Annotated in this window: 19 protein-coding genes; 10 read left to right on the top strand and 9 right to left on the bottom strand. The window is 60.8% G+C overall.

Annotated features, from left to right (window positions below; translation table 11 throughout):
• The first annotated feature begins 512 nt into the window (after positions 1-512).
• A complete protein-coding gene (locus tag ACZ5TB_RS13380) occupies positions 513-1514 on the top strand; it encodes a cyclase family protein (RefSeq protein WP_464792965.1) in 1002 nt (333 codons plus the stop codon).
• An 18-nt stretch (positions 1515-1532) separates the two neighbouring features.
• Here ACZ5TB_RS13380 and ACZ5TB_RS13375 read toward each other — a convergent pair whose 3' ends face one another.
• Together ACZ5TB_RS13375 and ACZ5TB_RS13370 are read right to left on the bottom strand one after the other, a co-directional pair.
• Positions 1533-2201, bottom strand: coding sequence for a TetR/AcrR family transcriptional regulator (locus ACZ5TB_RS13375; RefSeq protein ID WP_464792964.1), 669 nt, complete (start codon positions 2199-2201; stop codon positions 1533-1535).
• 183 nt (positions 2202-2384) lie between these two features.
• Complete coding sequence (locus ACZ5TB_RS13370) at positions 2385-2843, bottom strand: nuclear transport factor 2 family protein (RefSeq protein ID WP_464792963.1); 459 nt, start codon at positions 2841-2843, stop codon at positions 2385-2387.
• A gap of 142 nt (positions 2844-2985) precedes the next feature.
• Here ACZ5TB_RS13370 and ACZ5TB_RS13365 point away from each other — a divergent pair, with 142 nt between their 5' ends.
• Genes ACZ5TB_RS13365 through ACZ5TB_RS13355 form a run of 3 tightly spaced genes read left to right on the top strand, consistent with a single transcriptional unit; the run spans position 2986 to position 5898 of the window.
• Entirely contained in the window at positions 2986-3732 is a 747-nt protein-coding gene (locus ACZ5TB_RS13365) for an SDR family NAD(P)-dependent oxidoreductase (RefSeq protein ID WP_464792962.1), read from the top strand.
• A 40-nt stretch (positions 3733-3772) separates the two neighbouring features.
• Positions 3773-4948, top strand: a complete 1176-nt coding sequence (locus ACZ5TB_RS13360) for a sulfotransferase family protein (RefSeq protein WP_464792961.1) — start codon at positions 3773-3775, stop codon at positions 4946-4948.
• Positions 4949-4950: 2 nt separating this feature from the next.
• Entirely contained in the window at positions 4951-5898 is a 948-nt protein-coding gene (locus tag ACZ5TB_RS13355; RefSeq protein WP_464792960.1) for a haloalkane dehalogenase, read from the top strand.
• 150 nt (positions 5899-6048) lie between these two features.
• Here the strand turns inward: ACZ5TB_RS13355 and ACZ5TB_RS13350 are convergent, their stop codons facing one another.
• Positions 6049-6921 carry a helix-turn-helix domain-containing protein gene (locus tag ACZ5TB_RS13350; RefSeq protein WP_449469710.1) on the bottom strand — a complete coding sequence of 291 codons (873 nt, stop codon included), beginning with the start codon at positions 6919-6921 and terminating at the stop codon, positions 6049-6051.
• A gap of 117 nt (positions 6922-7038) precedes the next feature.
• Between ACZ5TB_RS13350 and ACZ5TB_RS13345 the strand changes: the two genes are divergently transcribed.
• Genes ACZ5TB_RS13345 through ACZ5TB_RS13330 form a run of 4 tightly spaced genes read left to right on the top strand, consistent with a single transcriptional unit; the run spans position 7039 to position 10071 of the window.
• Positions 7039-7803: an SDR family oxidoreductase gene (locus tag ACZ5TB_RS13345; RefSeq protein ID WP_464792959.1), complete on the top strand. Its 765-nt coding sequence runs from the start codon at positions 7039-7041 to the stop codon at positions 7801-7803.
• Between the two features lie 53 nt (positions 7804-7856).
• A complete protein-coding gene (locus ACZ5TB_RS13340; protein WP_464792958.1) occupies positions 7857-8618 on the top strand; it encodes an SDR family NAD(P)-dependent oxidoreductase in 762 nt (253 codons plus the stop codon).
• A gap of 26 nt (positions 8619-8644) precedes the next feature.
• A complete protein-coding gene (hsh3, locus tag ACZ5TB_RS13335; RefSeq protein WP_464792957.1) occupies positions 8645-9364 on the top strand; it encodes a 7-beta-hydroxysteroid dehydratase Hsh3 in 720 nt (239 codons plus the stop codon).
• A gap of 53 nt (positions 9365-9417) precedes the next feature.
• The gene (locus ACZ5TB_RS13330) at positions 9418-10071 is read left to right on the top strand and encodes a glutathione S-transferase family protein (RefSeq protein WP_464792956.1); all 654 of its coding nucleotides are present in this window, start codon (positions 9418-9420) and stop codon (positions 10069-10071) included.
• On the opposite strand, the gene maiA is transcribed toward ACZ5TB_RS13330, so the two are convergent.
• Genes maiA through phhA form a run of 5 tightly spaced genes read right to left on the bottom strand, consistent with a single transcriptional unit; the run spans position 10068 to position 15215 of the window.
• On the bottom strand, positions 10068-10712 hold the full coding sequence (gene maiA / locus ACZ5TB_RS13325) for a maleylacetoacetate isomerase (protein WP_464792955.1): 645 nt from the start codon (positions 10710-10712) through the stop codon (positions 10068-10070). The genes ACZ5TB_RS13330 and maiA overlap by 4 nt on opposite strands.
• On the bottom strand, positions 10709-12007 hold the full coding sequence (fahA, locus tag ACZ5TB_RS13320; protein WP_464792954.1) for a fumarylacetoacetase: 1299 nt from the start codon (positions 12005-12007) through the stop codon (positions 10709-10711). Before fahA ends, maiA begins: the two co-directional genes overlap by 4 nt.
• Positions 12007-13308: a homogentisate 1,2-dioxygenase gene (gene hmgA, locus ACZ5TB_RS13315; RefSeq protein ID WP_464793280.1), complete on the bottom strand. Its 1302-nt coding sequence runs from the start codon at positions 13306-13308 to the stop codon at positions 12007-12009. The genes fahA and hmgA overlap by 1 nt, the downstream gene beginning before the upstream one ends.
• A gap of 7 nt (positions 13309-13315) precedes the next feature.
• The gene (gene hppD, locus ACZ5TB_RS13310; protein WP_464792953.1) at positions 13316-14347 is read right to left on the bottom strand and encodes a 4-hydroxyphenylpyruvate dioxygenase; all 1032 of its coding nucleotides are present in this window, start codon (positions 14345-14347) and stop codon (positions 13316-13318) included.
• Positions 14340-15215, bottom strand: a complete 876-nt coding sequence (gene phhA / locus ACZ5TB_RS13305; RefSeq protein ID WP_464792952.1) for a phenylalanine 4-monooxygenase — start codon at positions 15213-15215, stop codon at positions 14340-14342. Before phhA ends, hppD begins: the two co-directional genes overlap by 8 nt.
• 94 nt (positions 15216-15309) lie before the next feature.
• Here phhA and ACZ5TB_RS13300 point away from each other — a divergent pair, with 94 nt between their 5' ends.
• Both ACZ5TB_RS13300 and ACZ5TB_RS13295 read left to right on the top strand, forming a co-directional pair.
• Complete coding sequence (locus ACZ5TB_RS13300) at positions 15310-15780, top strand: Lrp/AsnC family transcriptional regulator (RefSeq protein ID WP_464780767.1); 471 nt, start codon at positions 15310-15312, stop codon at positions 15778-15780.
• Between the two features lie 193 nt (positions 15781-15973).
• The gene (locus tag ACZ5TB_RS13295) at positions 15974-16627 is read left to right on the top strand and encodes a TetR/AcrR family transcriptional regulator (RefSeq protein ID WP_464792951.1); all 654 of its coding nucleotides are present in this window, start codon (positions 15974-15976) and stop codon (positions 16625-16627) included.
• A gap of 52 nt (positions 16628-16679) precedes the next feature.
• Here ACZ5TB_RS13295 and ACZ5TB_RS13290 read toward each other — a convergent pair whose 3' ends face one another.
• Positions 16680-17489: an SDR family NAD(P)-dependent oxidoreductase gene (locus tag ACZ5TB_RS13290; protein ID WP_464792950.1), complete on the bottom strand. Its 810-nt coding sequence runs from the start codon at positions 17487-17489 to the stop codon at positions 16680-16682.
• Between the last annotated feature and the right edge of the window lie 102 nt (positions 17490-17591).

Here is a 17591-nt window from a genome sequence, read left to right as displayed (position 1 = left end):
CCTATGCATATGGTGCAGGGCTGGTGGCGTTCTCACCGCAGCCCCGATCCTCTCCATTGTGTTTTTTGGTTAAGCTGATCGGCGCCACAGGGCCGAAACAACCCCGCCCCCGCCAACATGGCGATGGTTCAGGCTGGCGCGTCGATATTCGAAATGGATGGTGCCGCGGCTTCTTCGTGCCGCTCTCTTACGATGTCATGCAGGCCGCACTCTAACTCCCCCTTTTTTAAGGTCCGTGCCCCACCCCCGTTCGCCGGGTGTTGTGTAAGCACTCACTTTCGAAAGCCTATTAACACGACATGTTGTGAAATCAATATCTCAACCGCTGTCAATTCTGCATTTCATTCATTATTTTGAAAACAACATCCCAATCTTCCGTCCACTAAAAAGCAGATCAAACTGCCTCTCATGTGGTAATTCCACCAAGCCACGACAGACCGTTAACGCGCGAAGGCTTGCGTCGAGTAATCGGACAGCTTTACCCTGACCGGATAGCATGAAGGAGAGTGGACATGCCGCGCTGGGTGCACCGGCCCGAAGGGTCGAATTGGGGCGATTTCGGTGAGGATGATCAGATCGGCCGGATGAACCTTATCACGCCCGAACGCCGCCGCGCCGCCATGGCGGAAGTCGTCGAAGGCATCGCCTTCACGCTCAGCCTGCCGCTCAACATACCCACCATTCCCCTCGCGCCTTTCCGCCGCCCACCGCTGCTCAGCGCAGCCTGCGACGAGGAGGGCGAAATGTACAACCGCCTCGACCCCAATGGCGAAGAATCCACCTGCGATGACCGGGTCCTGCTCTACACCCAGCATTCCACGCAGTGGGACGCGCTGTCACATCGCGGTCGCGCCTTCGATGCGGACGGCGACGGCGTGGCGGAACTGGTCTATTATAACGGCTTCCGCGCTGGGGATCATGTCAGCGGCCCCGACGGCCCGGCTGGCGAGACCTGTGCCCGCGCGCTCGGCATAGAAACATTGGCGATGGCGGGCGTGCAGGGTCGCGGCGTCATGGTGAACCTGAAAGCCGCTTATGGCACGGAGTACCGGCCCATCTCCCGCGATGATCTGCTGCGCGCGATGGATGCACAGCGCGTGGAGGTGCGTACAGGCGACTTCCTGCTCCTCTACACCGGCGTCGACCGGATGGTTCTCGACCGGGAAGCGAGCGGCAAGGACACGCCGCTGGCCATGGCGGGGTGCGCGCTGGACGGCCGTGACGAAAGCCTGCTCCAATGGATAATCGATAGCGGCATCACCGCCATCTGCTCCGACAATATCGCGATCGAGGCGCTCGACCTCATCCTTTCGCCTGAACCACCCCCCATCCGCCTGCCCATCCACGACCTCTGCCTGTTCCGACAGGGCATTTTCCTGGGCGAGCTTTGGTATCTGGAGCTACTGGCCGCATGGCTGCATGAACGAAAGCGCCATGCTTTCCTGCTCACCGCGCCGCCGCTTCGCCTGCCGGGCAGCGTTGGTTCACCCGTGACGCCGATCGCGACCGTATGAGGGTTGCCCAGAACCGCGTCAGTTCTTCTTTGTGGCGCTATCCTCGGTCAACATTGCGCCTGCGCCGTTCAGGAATAGGCTTGTCACGGTTTCGGCATTGGCTTTGATCTGTGCCGGGGTCATGGCCTTTGTATTATAGATCACGCGATACTGCCACCGCCGCAGCAGCAGGGCGACATACAAATCGGCCAGCGTTTCAGCACGCGGCTTGCTGAAACCATGCTCCCTTAAAATCTGCTGCAACGGATCAAGCTGGAACCGTTCGAACTGACGGCGCGACACGTCCTCCAGTTGAGGAAAGCTGATGCTTTCGCGATAGATGATGCGGGCCAGCCTGACCTGCCGGTCCTGGTTTATCCGGGTGCTTACATGCAGCGCGTAGCGCATCAGCTGCTCACGCAGCGTGCCCTTGCAATCCCCCGGGAAGTGATGACGGATGGCCGACATTTCCAGACAGGCTTCGAACAACGCGACCTTATCGGTATAGCGATTGTACACCGTCCGGGTAGATACGCCCGCGCGTTCGGCGATCGAGCGCACCGAGGCACCATGGAAACCATGGTTCGAAAATTCCTCCAGCGCCGCTTCCAGCATTGCCTCTTGTTTCAGCTCAGCCTCGCGCGCATTGGGCCTGCCTACCCGCCGCGTTGCCCCCTCAACCCTTTTTTCCGCCTCGCTGCTGATCATCGACTGGCCTCGTCCCCCCTTGGCCTGGCACCATGAACCTGCACGCACCCCGTGCGGCTCCAGGGGCAGCTATAGGATATATTGACCGATCCAGATAGTGGCGGAACGCGCGATGGGGAACCCGACGACGAAGCGCCTTTTCGACTCGATCAATGGGACAAGATTTCGGCCTTCAGCGCGTCTTCACTCCTCGAGCGTTGGCGCCGGCGGCATGTCCGGCAAATTATGGGCGTAACTCATTTCCTCATATCGTTCAGCGATCCTCCACCCCTTGTCGGTGCGCACCAGCTTGTCGCGATACCAGAGGCCGATGAAAAACACCTGTTCCGCGCCATCATCCCCCTTGTAAACCATCGGATTGAACAGAACAGTCCGGCTGCGCGCCGTGTCCCCCGCCAGTTCCAGCTTGGTCGTCGCTACCATATGCTGGAATGACGGGAATCGCTCCAAGGCCACGGGCAACCACGCCTTGATCTGCGCCAAACTGCCCTTCGCCCCGCCAGCTTCGCTGTAATCGATCACCGCGTCGGGTGTGAAGACGTCGTCCAGCCCGTCCCAGTTCCGCTCATCAATGGCATAGCTATATCGGGACAGAAGATCCTGAATCTCCAGCCGATCCGATATTTCCTGAAGCGACAGCATCAGACATCCTCCTCCTGATTTTATAAACCGAAACAGGCCAGCCAGGTTCGCGCTTGTCAAGTTTTTCCGTTTACGACCCTTGAATTGCGTAGCAAACTGACGCAAGCATCAACCAACAAAATAACAGGTTAAGAGAGGTAGCATGCGGCTGGAAGGCAAGACGGCGATCGTGACCGGCGCGGCTTCGGGAATCGGTCTGGCGGTGGCAAAGCGGCTGGCGGCCGACGGCGCCAATGTGGTCATCGGCGATCGCAACGCACAGGGCGTTGAAGAAACGGCACAGGCCATCGGTTCGGCGGCTACCGCCCTCGCGCTCGACGTCGCGGATGAAGCATCCTGCCAGGCCATAGTTGATCGCGCGGTCGCGCTTCATGGCGGGCTCGACGTCCTCTGCAACATCGCTGGCGTGCTGGATTTCGGCCGCTTCGAAGATGTTGATCGCACCCGGTGGGACCGCGTCATCTCGGTCAACCTGACGGGCGTCTATCAGATGTGCCGCGCCGCTATGCCTCACCTGGTTGAGCGCCGCGGCAATATCGTCAACATGGCGTCCGCTGCTGGCCTTGTCGGCGTGCCTTATAATTCGGCCTACACTGCGTCCAAGCACGGCGTAGTCGGTCTGACCCGCGCGCTGGCGCTGGAATTTTCGAAGGAAGGCGTGCGCGTAAATGCCGTCTGTCCGGGCGGCGTGGACACGCCGATGCTGCATCAGACCCCGCCGGACAATATCGACTGGCAGATGGTCATGCGTTCGGCTTCCTGGCTCGACAGCGGCGCAATGGCGACCACCGATGACATCGCCGACACCGTCGCCTTTCTGGCATCACCAGAGGCCCGGCGCATCACCGGCGTTGCCTTCCCCGTCGACGGCGGCCAGACCGCAGGCTGATCCTATCCAACCCCAAGCTTTTTGAAGAAGAGTGACGACCATGGCGACCCAGCCCGACCAGATCCCGACCCAGCCCCTCGAACGGGAGGCGCTGCTGCAACAGGCGCGTGAAAGGGCAGGACTCGCCGATTTCGGGGACGAATGGTTCTTCGAACCGATGGATCACTTCATCGAAGCATCGAACCGCGAAGGACGCCTGACCCCGGCCGGGCGCGCTTCGACAACGGAAGTGATCGTCAAGGGCCTGGTCAGCCGCCTGCGCATGGTGGAGGACATCAAGCGCCACCCTGAAATCCTTGACGAACAGGTAGACGTCGCGGGCATCATCCTCGGCCTGCCGCGCACCGGCAGCACCATCTTCCAGCGCCTGCTCGCCAGCGCGCCGGGCATGACGGGCCTGCGCTGGTACGAGGCGCAGAATTTCGCCCCCTTCCCCGGCGAAGAACGCGGCAATCCGGTGGACCGCCGCGCCTATGCGCAGGCGATGATCGACGGCTGGCTCCAGCTTTCACCCGAACTGGCGTCCATCCATCCGCTCGAACCCGACGCGCCGGACGAAGAAATCCTGGTCCTCGGCCAGATGTTCGTCAGCACGATGATCGAGGGCATGAATTATGTGCCCAGCTTCACCCGCTGGCTTAACACTTACGACCAGTCCAAGGGACATGAGGACCTCAAGACAGTCCTCAAATATCTCCAGTGGCAGGACCCTTCGCGCAAGGGCCGCAAGTGGATTTTGAAGAGTCCGTCCAACCTTCCCTATGCCGAGGTCGCGGCCAAGGCTTTCCCGGACGCGCTGCTCATCATGACGCATCGCGATCCGTTGCAGACCGTCCCCTCATACGTCTCCATGCAGGCCGCGCTTTACAAGCTCAGCGCCACCCTCACCGACGCGGAAGTCGGTGCCTTCTGGTTCCCGCGCCTTGTCGAATGGATGCGCATGTTCGAAACGGCGCGTGAACGGATCGGCGAGGACCGCTTCATCGACATCGACTATCGCGAAGTCGGCAAGGAACCGATGGCGCAGGCCGAACGCGTCCTTTCCCGCATGGGCATCCCCGTCGATGCCCAGCTTGGGGAAGTGCTTGCCGAATTCCTCGCGGGCAACAAGCGTGAGCAGCGCCCGATGCACGATTATTCGCTCGAACGCTTCGGCCTGGATGAAGAAGCGATCAAGCGCGAATTTGCCACTTATCGCGAACGCTACATTTCCTGACGATGGAAGTCCGGCCTGGCATATTGCGCACACCCGAAGCCTGCTTCGATGCGCTGCCGGGCTATGACTTCGAGCCCCATTATGTGGAGGTGGCGGATGCCCGCCTGGGGCCGCTCCGCATGCATTATGTAGACGTAGGGGATCGGAACGCCCCTATCGTCCTCATGCTGCATGGTAATCCGACCTGGAGCTATCTCTACCGCCACATGATCGGCCCGGTCGCGGCGGCCGGTTACCGGGTCATCGCGCCCGACATGATCGGCTTCGGCAAATCCGACAAGCCCGCCTTTCGCGCCGATTACAGCTTCGACCGCTTCGTCCAATGGATGCGCGCCTTTATCGAAACACTCGACCTGCGCGGCGTCACCCTCGTCTGTCAGGATTGGGGCGGCCCCATCGGCCTGCGCGTCCTGTCCGAATGTCCCGAGCGCTTCAGCGCTGTCCTGGCCACCAATACGCTGCTGCAAAATTGCGACCCGCCGCCGCTCGGCGTCCCCAACTGGCCCGGAGAACAGATCGCCGCCTGGGTCGAAACCTGCCGCACCAGCGAAGACTTGCCGCTCGACTTACTCGTCGGTCGCGCCTGCGTCACCGATGTTCCGACAGAGGTGCTCGCCGCCTATGCCGCGCCTTTCCCCGACGCCGCCTACAAAAAGGGCATGCTGCAAATCACCTGCGGCATCCCGATCGCCGAAGGCGCGGAAGGACTGGAGGCCAACCGCGCCGCCTGGCGCTTCCTCGAAAGCTGGGACAAACCGTTCCTCACCGCCTTCAGCGATCAGGACCCGGCCACCATTGCCTGGGAAGCGATCTTCCAACGCCGCATCCCCGGCGCAGAAGGCCAGCCGCACACCCGCATCTCCAATGGCGGCCATTTCGTGCAGGAGGATCAGGGCACAGCGCTGGCGCAGGTGCTGATCAAATTTCTAAAGGCTTATCGGACGATATAGGGCCACCCTGTATTCACAAGGACCGTTCGCCCTGAGCTTGTCGAAGGGCTCTTCTTCTGAAGAAAGAACGAAAGAAAGAAAGAAAGGGCTTCGACAAGCTCAGCCCTAACGGCATGAAAGCAGCACCGCTCCACTCGGCATACCCCAGAACTAATGAAACCCCTGCCGGAACGCGCGCGGCGTCAGCCCCGTAGCCCGCCGAAACGCGGCACTAAAAGCACTCGCCGTCGCAAAGCCCAACGCTTCCGCGATCCGGTTCATCGGCAGCAATCCCCCCCGGATCATGTCCTGCGCCCGCTCCATCCGGATCGCGGCGGCATGGTCGGACAGCGCCATGCCCGTCGTCGCCGCGAAGGATCGCGACAGGTGCGACCGGCTGATCCCGCACAGGCTGGCAAGCGCCTGCGTCGTCGGCCATTCCCCATCGCTTGACCGCAGTGCTTCCTCAATCCGCGCAAGCTGCCAGGGCGCAAGGCCACCCTGCGCCGCATCAGCCTGCCGCGCCCGCCGGAACAGCCGCGCCAGTTCCACCATCGCCAGCTGCACCAGCGCCTCAACCGCCATCTCCGCGCCAAAGCCCGGCGTCACCGTTTCCTGCTTCAGCCGCTCCGCCAGCGCCATCAGCACAGGTGAGTTGATCGCCGCGCACCGGCTCAACCGCCGCGAGTCCCAGTCCGACAATCCCGTTACAGCGGCAAAGCGCACCGGGTCGAACCGGCAGGTCAATATGTCCAGCGTGCCCCCATCGCCCCGCGAATGCATCGCGATGCCACCGGGCCGCAACATCAGGCGGCCAACCTTGTGCCGCCTCCGGTCACCCATATCGAACATGATCTCGCCCTGCGTACCTTCGGCGCGCGGCATGACAATCGACAGGATCGGCGCTTCGTCCAGTTCCCACATCTCATTGGGCCGGGGCAGCTCATAACGACGAAGCTCAACGCGCGCGGCGCTGCTGACGGCGACGGCCAACACCGTCCATGGTCCGCTATGGCCGCTCGGCATGGCTTTGGCGTCGGTCAAAAGCTGCTGCGTCATAACCGCAACGATAATCTCATGCGAGCGAGAGAACAAGCACTGGCTATGCGCAGAAAAAACTGCCATCTACAACGCAACAAAGCAAAAGATGGAGAGTGTTTCATGAGCAGAACCATAGTCGTAACCGGCGCTGCATCGGGAATCGGCGCCGCCACCCGCGACAGGCTGGAACGTGGCGGCCATCGCGTCATTGGCGTCGATCTGCGCAATTCCGACATCGATGCCGATCTGGGCACCGTCGAAGGCCGAACCGCCATGGTCGATCAGGTGACGCGCCTTGCGCCCGATGGCATCGATGCCGTGCTTGCAGGCGCCGGCATCTCACGTCAGGATATGGACCGCGAAACCATCGCCATCAATTATTTCGGCGCGGTCGCAACGCTGGAAGGACTACGACCCCTGCTGGCGAAATCCGCCCGGCCCCGCGCCGTCGCCATCTGCTCCACCGCCGCCATGTTGCCGTCGAACAGCAAGGTGGTCGAACTTTGCCTAGCCGATAAGGAACAGGCCGCGCTTGACGCCATGGCCGCCGACGGGGGCAACGCCTATGCCACGTCGAAAAACGCCTTGTCCCACTGGATGCGCCGTGCAGCGGTAAGACCTGAATGGGGCGGCGCAGGCATCCTGCTGAACGGCATCGGGCCGGGCGTCGTAAAGACGCCGATGACGACGCCGCTGCTCGATCAACCGGAAATGGTCAAGCTGATCAACCAGAGCAATCCGATCGCGATCAAGGATTATGCGGGACCCGAAGACATTGCCGAACTGCTCGATTTCCTGCTCAACATGGAAAATAACTATCTTCTCGGCCAATTGATCTTCATCGACGGCGGCAGCGACGCGATATTGCGGCCTCAGCAAGTCTAACTTCAACGGGCCGCGCGCGATCAACATAAACCAGGCCAAGGAAAGGAAGAGCGATGTCAGCTCTGAAAGGCAAGGTTGCCCTGATAACCGGGGCGGGACAGGGTATTGGTCAGGGCATCGCTCTCGCCCTTGCCAGTGAAGGCGTCGATCTGCTGCTGGCCGGACGGACGCTCGAAAAGGTGCAGGAAACCGCGCAGCTTGCGCAGGAACGCGGCGTCCGCGCCATCCCCGTCGCCTGTAACGTGAAGGACGCGGACGACCTCGTCGCTGCCGTCGACCGGGCAGTCACCGATCTGGGCGGCATCGACATCCTGATCAACAACGCACAGGAAGTACCGCTCGGCCTGCTGGATGAAGTGACGGACGAGGCTTTCCTCGCCGGATTTGAATCCGGCCCGCTCGCCTCCTTCCGCCTGATGAAGCTGGTGCGTCCCCACATGGCCGCGCGCGGCGGCGGCACCATTTTCAACTTCGCCTCGTCCGCTGGCATCCGCTGGGACATGACCGGCTATGGCTGTTACGGCGCGGTGAAGCAGGCGACCCGCGTCCTTACGCGCGCAGGCGCAGCGGAATGGGGGCGCCAGAATATCCGCGTCCTCACCATCGCGCCGCATGCCGAATCCCCGGGCCTCAAATGGTGGATCGAAAATAATCCCGAAGAGGCAAAGGCTTTCTTCCGCACCATCCCGCTCGACCGCATCGGTCGACTGGAGGAAGATATCGGCCGCGCCATCGTCGCCCTGTGCGGATCTGACCTGTCATACCTGACCGGCGCCACCATCCCGCTCGATGGCGGACAGGCCAATTTCGACTGACCTGAAAGATTGATGGAGAGATCTGAATGGAAAAGCTGATCTGCGCTCTTTGGGCGCCCGAGGGCGTGAGCCGCGCCGACTACGCGGGACGACTGAAGGCCGCGCTTCCCTCCGCGCTCAAGCAAGCGGGCGCCAGTGGCATCCGCCTCAATGTCCGCGACGAAGCCGTGGACCCCGCCGCGCCCCTGCTCCAAAGTTGGCAGCAGCCGCAGCAGGATGCGGTTGTGCAATTCTGGCTGCCCACCGCCAATGCCCACTTCCGCAGGCCAATCGACGACATATTGGCCACATATAGCAGCCGGTTCGCGGCATGGCTGGTTGCGGAATCCACCATCATCCCGAACCGGGATCATGTGCCGCAGGCCGGAGCGCGCACCTGGGGCTGGTCGCAGGCCAGCTTCATCTCCTTCCGCCCTGACATGAGCTGGGACGACGCGGTAGCGCACTGGCACAGCCACCACACTCGCGTGGCGATCGATACCCAGGCGAATTTCGAATATGTGCAGAACATCATCGTCCGCGCGCTGACGCCCAATGCTCCCGACTATGATGCCTTTGTCGAGGAATGCTTCTCACCCGAAGCGATGACGGTTTCCGCCGCCTTTTTCGACGCGGTAGGCGATGATGAAAAATTCGCCCGCAATACAAAGGATATGGCGGAAAGTTGCGCGGGCTTCATCGACTTCTCGCGCATCGACATCATCCCGACGAGTCAGTTCGACTTCGCGCATCTGGACGACAAGTGAGGTCTTTGGAAGCGGCATTGGAAGGACGATTTGTCACCAGCCGGAGTTGAAGGATGACCATCACCATCACGGCCTTCGAACGGTCACCGGATCGCGGCATGGGATTGGCACGCGACATGCGGGTCAGATGGGCTCTCGAAGAGGCAGGCGTGCCCTATCAGGTCAGACTCCTCTCCTTTGAGGAAATGAAGGAGCCCAGCTACCTCGCGTCGCAGCCCTTCGGACAGATACTGGCTTATGAAGAAGATGGCCTCACCCTCTTCGAATCCGGGGCGATCATCCTGCACATCGGTGATCGGCACGGCGGCCTCTGGCCCAGCGACCCCAACGGTCGTGCCCGCGCCACTGCCTGGATGTTCGCCGCCCTAAACACGGTCGAACCCCCGATCCTCGAACGGGAAATGCCCAAATATCTGGAACGCGACCAAAGCCGGTATGAAGCACGCATGCCCCTGTTGGACAGCCGCGTGAAACAGCGTCTGTCGCAGCTTTCCAACTGGCTCGGCGACCGCGAATGGCTGGAGGGCGGTTTCGCCGCCGGAGACCTGCTGATGGTCACCGTCCTGCGCAGGCTCACCGGATCAGGGTTGCTGGAACTCTACCCCAACCTCCCGCCCTATATCGCGCGCGGCGAAGAACGCCCCGCCTACCAGCGCGCCTTTGCCGATCAACGCGCGGTCTTCAACAAGTCCGAACAGACGGGCTAACCCGCATCCGGTTGCCGATCCGGATGCGCCGCCTGAACAGCAGGCAGCGCCAGGGCAGCCTCGCCCGCCGCCACCAATCGGGGATAGGGCGACAAATCCACCCCGAACCGCCCTGCATTATAAAGCTGTGGCACAAGATAACAGTCGGCCAATGTCGGCCCGCTCCCATAAGCGAAGCCCGCCCCATACCGTGCGACCAACTGCTCAAGCGGAGCAAAGCCCTCTGCTATCCAATGCCTTACCCACTCCTTCACCTGATCGTTGGAGGCCTGGAACTGGCTCTGCAATCGGTTGAGGACACGCAGATTGTTGAGAGGATGGATGTCGCAACCGATCAACGCCGCCATCGACCGTACAACCGCGACCTCATCCGCATCGCTGGGCAGCAAAGGCGGCTCGGGCCACTTGGCGTCGATCCATTCCACTATGGCGGGGCTTTCAATGAGGGTCCTGCCCTCCACCTCCAAAGCGGGCACCAGGCCATGAGGCGCGATAGCGAGGTAATCGGCATCCCGCTGCTCCCCCGCGCGCAGGTCATGACTGACCTGAACATAGTCGACGCCCTTCAGGTTCAGCGCGATGCGCACACGATAGGCGGCCGACGAACGCCAATATCCGTGCAGGATGACAGGCGCGTTCATGCGGGCATCACCACGGCCCGGCATTCGCCAAAGCCGATCGGAACAAAGCCCGGCGCGTTAGCCGTCGCGCGCAGGAAAATCTCGTCGCCATCTTCGACAAAGGAGCGCTTCTCCCCATCAGGCAATATCAGCGGCTCTCGCCCGCCTTCGGTCAGTTCCAACATGCTGCCATAACCCTCCCGTATCGGAGCCGAGATCGTACCCGTGCCCAACAGGTCACCCGGATTGAGGTTGCATCCATTGGACGCATGATGCGTCACGATCTGGTTAGCCGTCCAATACATGTTGCTGGCTGGCCCGGTGCTGAGACGAAATGGCGGCTGCCCTTTCGCCCGCATGCGCTGCGTCTGGATGAATACTTCCAGCGTCACGGCCAGCGCCCCATGTCGCAGGTCCGCGTCCGAAGAAAGATAGGGCAATGGCAGCGGATCACCCTCCGGCCGAGCGGGCTGCGCCATGCGGAACGGCGCCATGGCTTCGGCCGTCACGACCCAGGGTGATATGGTGGACTGGAAATTCTTCGCCAGAAACGGCCCAAGCGGCTGATATTCCCACGCCTGAAAATCCCGCGCAGACCAGTCGTTCAAAAGGCAGAACCCGGCAACATGATCCCCCGCCTCATCGATCGGGATCGGGCTGCCCAGATCATTTCCCGTGCCGATCCAGACGCCCAGTTCCAGCTCATAATCAAGCCGCGCGGACATGCCGAAAACGGGCTCCTGCGCATCTGGCGGCTTGCGCTGTCCATGCGGGCGACGCACCGGCACACCAGACGGGCGTATGGACGAGGCGCGGCCATGATAGCCGATGGGCACATATTTATAATTGGGCAGCAGCGGATTGTCGGGCCGGAACTGTCGTCCGACATTGTTCGCGTGATGAATGCCCACATAGAAATCGGTGTAATCGCCAATGCGCGCGGGCAACTGCATGGTCACTTGGCCCGATGGATAGAGCATCGGCTCCACCGCCGCACGGTTCGCCGGATCGGAGAGCAACGCGCTGATCCGCCGCCGCAGCGCTCGCCTCTGCTCCGGCGCAAGCGCGAGCATCCGGTTCAGCACCGGCTCCGCGCAAACCTCCTCCCAATCCCCGCCAAGCAACCCAGCGCCCGCGCAAGCTCGCAGGTCCAGGATCATGTCGCCAATCGCCACCCCGATCCGTCCATGCTCCCCATGCGGCGCAAAGATGCCCAAAGGCAGATTCTGAATCGGAAAGTCCCGATGTCCCTGCGCGCTTTCCACCCAACTGGTCAGCGCGGGATCATGGGTCTCATCGCATTCCCACCAGTTCATCAACGCTGCTCCTCCGGCGGCAAAGGAAGCTGCGCCTTGGCAAAGCCCTTCCAGCAGCCGTCATAATCGCGCTGCAACAACGGCGTCTCCATGGCCCATCTGGTCGGCGCATAGGGCAAGCGGCTTTCGAACATGAATGCCATCATCGCGTCTGTCTTCATCGGGGCGAGCTTAGCCGAAACCGCCCTGCCATGGCTTTCGACATCCGGCCCATGCGCGGACATGCAATTGTGGAGCGAAGCGCCGCCGGGCATGAAACCTGACGCCTTGGCATCATATTCCCCTTCGATCAGGCCCATAAATTCGCTCATGACATTGCGATGAAACCAGGGCGGCCGAAATGTATCCTCCGCCACCATCCATCGCGGCGGAAAGATCACGAAGTCGATATTCGCCGTGCCCGGCGTCTCACTGGGCGACGTCAGAACCGTAAAGATCGATGGATCGGGATGGTCATAGCTCACCGTTCCCATCGTGTTGAAGCGGCGCAGATCATAGCGGAACGGCGCCAGATTGCCGTGCCATGCGACCACGTCGAACGGGCTATGGTCCGCCCTGCTCGTCCAGAGCGACCCCATATATTTCTGCACAATCTCGAAAGGCCGCTCGACATCTTCATAAGCCGCGACTGGCGCTTCAAAGTCCCGCGCATTGGCAAGCCCGTTCGACCCGATCGGCCCAAGCTCGGGCAAGCGAAAGGGCGCCCCGTGATTTTCGCAAACATATCCCCGCGCAGCCCCGTCGAGCAGTTCGACGCGAAAACGCACGCCCCTCGGTATCAGGATCATCTCCAATGGACCGCCCGTCAGGACACCCATCTCGGTAACAATCCGCAACGCCCCCTGCTGCGGCAGGATCAGCATTTCGCCATCAGCAGAAAAGAAGGCCCGGTCGATCATGGACCAATTGGCGGCAAACATATGGATGGCGCAACCCAATCCCTGCACCGCGTCACCATTCACCGCATAGGTAACCAGCCCGTCGATGAAATCGGTCGGCGCATCCGGCATGCCCAACGGGTCCCACCGCAATCTGTTCGGGGACAGGAGGCCGTCGCAAAGCGGCCCGGATCGCAAGAGCCGCGCACCGTCATAAGGCTGGTACGAACCATGCTCCGCCAAAGGCCGCATCCGGTAAAGCCAGCTCCGCTGGTTCTGGTACCGGGGCGCGGTGAAAGCCGTGCCCGAAAGCTGTTCGGCATAGAGGCCGTATGGCACATGCTGAGGCGAATTGCGCCCAATCGGCAGCGCCCCCGGCACCGCCTCTGTCGAATGGACATTGCCAAAGCCGCAAAGCGTCATGTCAGCCTCACTCGTCAACAGTGATTACGCCGCGCCGTATCTGGTCCAACTCAATACTTTCGAACAATGCCTGAAAATTGCCGTTGCCGAAACCTTCATTGCCTTTGCGCTGGATGATTTCGAAAAAGATCGGCCCGAACATATTCTCCGTGAATATCTGGAGCAATATGCCCTCCCTCTCCACATCACCATCAATGAGTATCCGGTTCTTCCGCAACCGCTCCAGATCCTCGCCATGTCCCGGCACGCGTTTGTCGACCAGCTCATAATAGGTGTCGATGGTATCCTGCAATCGAACGCCCCGCGCACGCAGCTTCTCGACCGTCTCGCAGATATCATCTGTTGTAAGCGCCAAATGCTGGATACCCTCGCCATGATATTGGCGGATGAATTCTTCGATTTGGCTCTTGTCGTCCTGACTTTCGTTAAGCGGGATACGGATCGCCCGATCCGGGGCAATCATGGCTTGGCTGAAGAGCCCGGTCGCCTGTCCTTTTATGTCGAAATATTTCTGCTCCTCGAAATTGAAGAGCGTGCGGTAGAACTGGCTCCATACCCGCATATGCCCGCGCCGGACATTGTGCGTCAGGTGATCGAGCATATCGAGGCCCACATTGTTGGCGGCCTCTGCCCACCGCCATCCGGGGAACTCCGCCCAATCCTCATAAAGATCTTCGCCGTCCCTGACGAAGTACAGGTACGATCCGCCAATCCCCTGAATGACGGTATCATCCTCCTCGGTCGGCTGCGCGCCATGTTCAAGCGCCCAAGTCATCGCCGCTTCGGGATCGGCCACGCGAAAGGCCATGGCGCTGGCCGATGGGCCATGCTCGCCGCGAAACGCCGCCACCCGCCCGGCATCGTCCCGGTTCAGCATCAGGTTGATGCGACCTTGTTTATACCGCGTGATGTTCTTGGAAGGATGCCGATGCGTCGGAACAAAACCCAATTGTTCGAACTGCGTCGCCATCGCATCGGGGTCTGGCGATGTAAATTCGACAAATTCAAATCCGTTCAGGCCCAATGGATTGTCAGCCATGTCCGTCACCTCTTTCCCTTGATCTTGCATAATCCTGCGTTCCCCGGCTGAAGACATGGTCCTGGGGGATGATTTCGTCCGCCTCTATGGCCTCCTCTTGCTTCAGCTCTTGGTAAAGCGGGGCAAAGTCCATCTCGACTGTCTGGCACAGCAGGTCATCGAAGCTGTCGATGACGAAATAGGACTGTTGATAATCATCGATCCGATATTTGGTGCGCATGAGCCGCTTCAGGTCGAAACCGATCCGGTTGGGCGATGGATCATCCAGCGCAAACAGGGACTCGCCATGGGAAGATACGATCCCCGCGCCATAGATCTTCAATTCCGGCCCCTCGCGCATCAGGCCGAACTCGACCGTATACCAATAGAGGCGGGCCAGATTCTCGATCGCACCCAGGCCATCCGCGCGCAGCCCGCCCTCGCCATAGGCTTGCATGTAATCGGCGAAAACCGGATGGGCGAGCAACGGCACATGGCCAAACACGTCATGGAAAACGTCCGGCTCCTGAAGATAATCCAGTTGGTCAAGCCTGCGAATGAAGCGTCCCGCCACAAAGCGCCGGTTTGCCAGATGCTCGAAGAACAACCTGTCCGGCACCAATCCCGGCACCGCGACAACTTGCCAGCCAGTCCGCTTCATCAACCTTTCGGACAGTTCCTCAAAATTCGGAATGCCCGGTTTTGCGATCCGGAGAATGTCCAGACCGTCCGTAAATTCCTTCACCGCCCGGCCAGGCAGCAGCGCAGCTTGCCGAGCGAACAGCTCATCCCAAACGGCATGCTCCTGGGGCGTGTAGCTTTCCCAATCCTGCGGGACCGTCCAATCCTCCGCAGCGCCTGCGGGGCGTTCGATGGTTGAAGCGGCCATCTGAAGGTTATGACACGACCCCCATGTAAGGGGGTTCCAATTTCACGCAAAATGGGCGAGTTTTGGAAACATTGTCATCGCATCAGGACGCAATATGAAATATTTTCGTCAAATTGATGAGACCGACCGCAGGATCATCTCGATTCTTCAAAAGGATGCTACGGTCAGCCATGCCGAACTGGCCGAACAGGTTGGCGCTTCCACCGCTTCATGCTGGCGCCGGATCAAGGCGTTGGAAACCGCCGGTATCCTCACCGGCGCCGTCCGCCTCGTGAACCCGGAAAAGGTCGATCGCGGCGTAAATGTGCTCTGCAACATCCGCATGCGCAGCCATGCTCGCGACGCACGGCAGGCATTTGAGGATTTTGTCGATGTCCACCCGGAAATCGTGGAGTGCTTCTCCATGTCGGGCGAGTGGGACTATCTGCTCCGCATCGTGGTTGCCGACGTTGCGGACTATAATCTGTTCCTGATGCACACCTTGCTTGGCCATCCCTCCGTGGCCAGCGCCGCATCCCATTTTGCCCTGTCGATGACCAAATATACGACAGCGCTACCCGTGTGAGCAGGGGACATTGCGTGGAACTATCAACGTCTTAGCCTGTTTCCTCTTCCGGACGCGGCCCGCGCACGGTTTCCCGGGGGCGGCCTGCGACCGTCAGGAGCGTCCCGTCCCGCCTTCTGGGGCAAGGCGGGGCGCTTTTTTTCATGGCCGGACGGGCCTTGCGCCTCGGCGTCGATCAAGCCAAGCACTGAATATGCACCAGGAAAAAAGGCAAGGCGGCGCAGGTCGGCCGCGCTCTACAGAGCTTCAAGAACGCGCGGAGGCCTTGCTCGAAATAGCCGAACAGGCATTGATAGAGCTGGGTTATGAGCGTGCCACCCTGACCTTGATCGCCCGGCGCGCGAGCGTTTCCAAAAAGACCATCTATGCCAAATATGGCGGCAAGCCTGGACTGTTGCGAGCCGTGCTGGACCGGATGGCCGACCGGAACATGGCCCCCGATCTCCGCCTGCTCGATCGCGATAATCCCGTCGAGGGTCTTTATGAATGGGCACGCATGATCATCCGCATCACCCGGACCAGGGCCGCGCATGCCGTCACCGCAATCAGCATGCGCGAAGGCCTGCGTTTCCCGGAATTCCGCGATGCGATGAGGGAGGCGCGGACCCTGCGCCAACAAACTCCCCTTCGCTCCTATCTGGAGCGCCTGCAGGCGCGGGGCCTTATCCGTCCAGTCGACTGCGAAGAGGTGGCGTCCATGTTCCTGTGGATATTATCGCAGGACATGGTCGACGCAGTGTCGGCAGGCACAGTAGAATCGCTGACCGACGAAGAAGCCGATGCAAAGGCACTACGCGTGGCAGAATTGATCGCGCAGGGATTGATGCCCAAAGCGCCCGACACCTGACCCGTTTAAAGCGCGATAAGGAGCGGCCTTGGCCGCCCCTCATCACTGCCGATCAATATTGGCGACCAAGTCCGCCATCATGATAGATGGACGCCCCAGTCACAAAGCGGGCCTCATCCGACGCCAGATAGACAAAGGCATGTGCCGTATCTTCCGGGAAGCTTTCGATACCGAGCGGGCACATGTTCACCAGCTCCTGAATACCTGCCTCGGCCGACTCGTAGATGCCAAGCTGCGCATATCCCTCATAGCCTTCCCTCAGCAGCGGCGTCGTCGTCTGTCCCGGATGCACCGAATTGACCCGGATGCGCTTGGGGCCAAATTCGATCGCGCCGCACATGGTCAACATGCGCTGCGCCGCCTTCGACACATGATAGCTCAGATTATGGGCGTTGGGCATGTGGGACGCCATGGACACGGTATTGATCACCGAACCACCGCCCCGAAAGCGGTTCACGGCATCGGCCAGAGCAGGCGCGCAATGCTTCATGCCCAAAAAGCCGCTGTCATGGTTGACGGCCATGACCTTGCGCAGGTCCTCCAGCGACGTGGCTTCGATACCGCCATGGATGGAAATACCGGCATTGTTCACCAGCACGTCGATCGCGCCGAATTCAGACACGACCATCGATACCAGCTTGGCCCAGTCCGCTTCCAGCGTCACATCCTGCGCGACGAGCTTGAATCGGCCAACGCCATGCTTGGCTTCCATCTCGTTGCTGACCGCGTCCTCTGTGCGAAGATCGGTGGCGATCACCGCGCGCGCACCTTCCCGCAGGAATGCGTCGCATACGGCCGCGCCGATATTACCCTGACGGCCTGCTCCCGTTACGATCGCGACCTTGCCTTCCAAACGCGCCATTGTTCCTCATCCTTTCCAAATTCCAAAAAATGGGTATCGGCGAGTTCCATAACGAGTCAAGCCGCGAGTGTGGATTTCGACCCATGATGGGATACGCCAGAC

This window comes from Sphingobium sp. TomTYG74 (assembly GCF_055393875.1).
The sequence above is the reverse complement of the archived record's forward strand: the minus strand, read 5'-3'. Positions and strand labels throughout refer to the sequence as shown.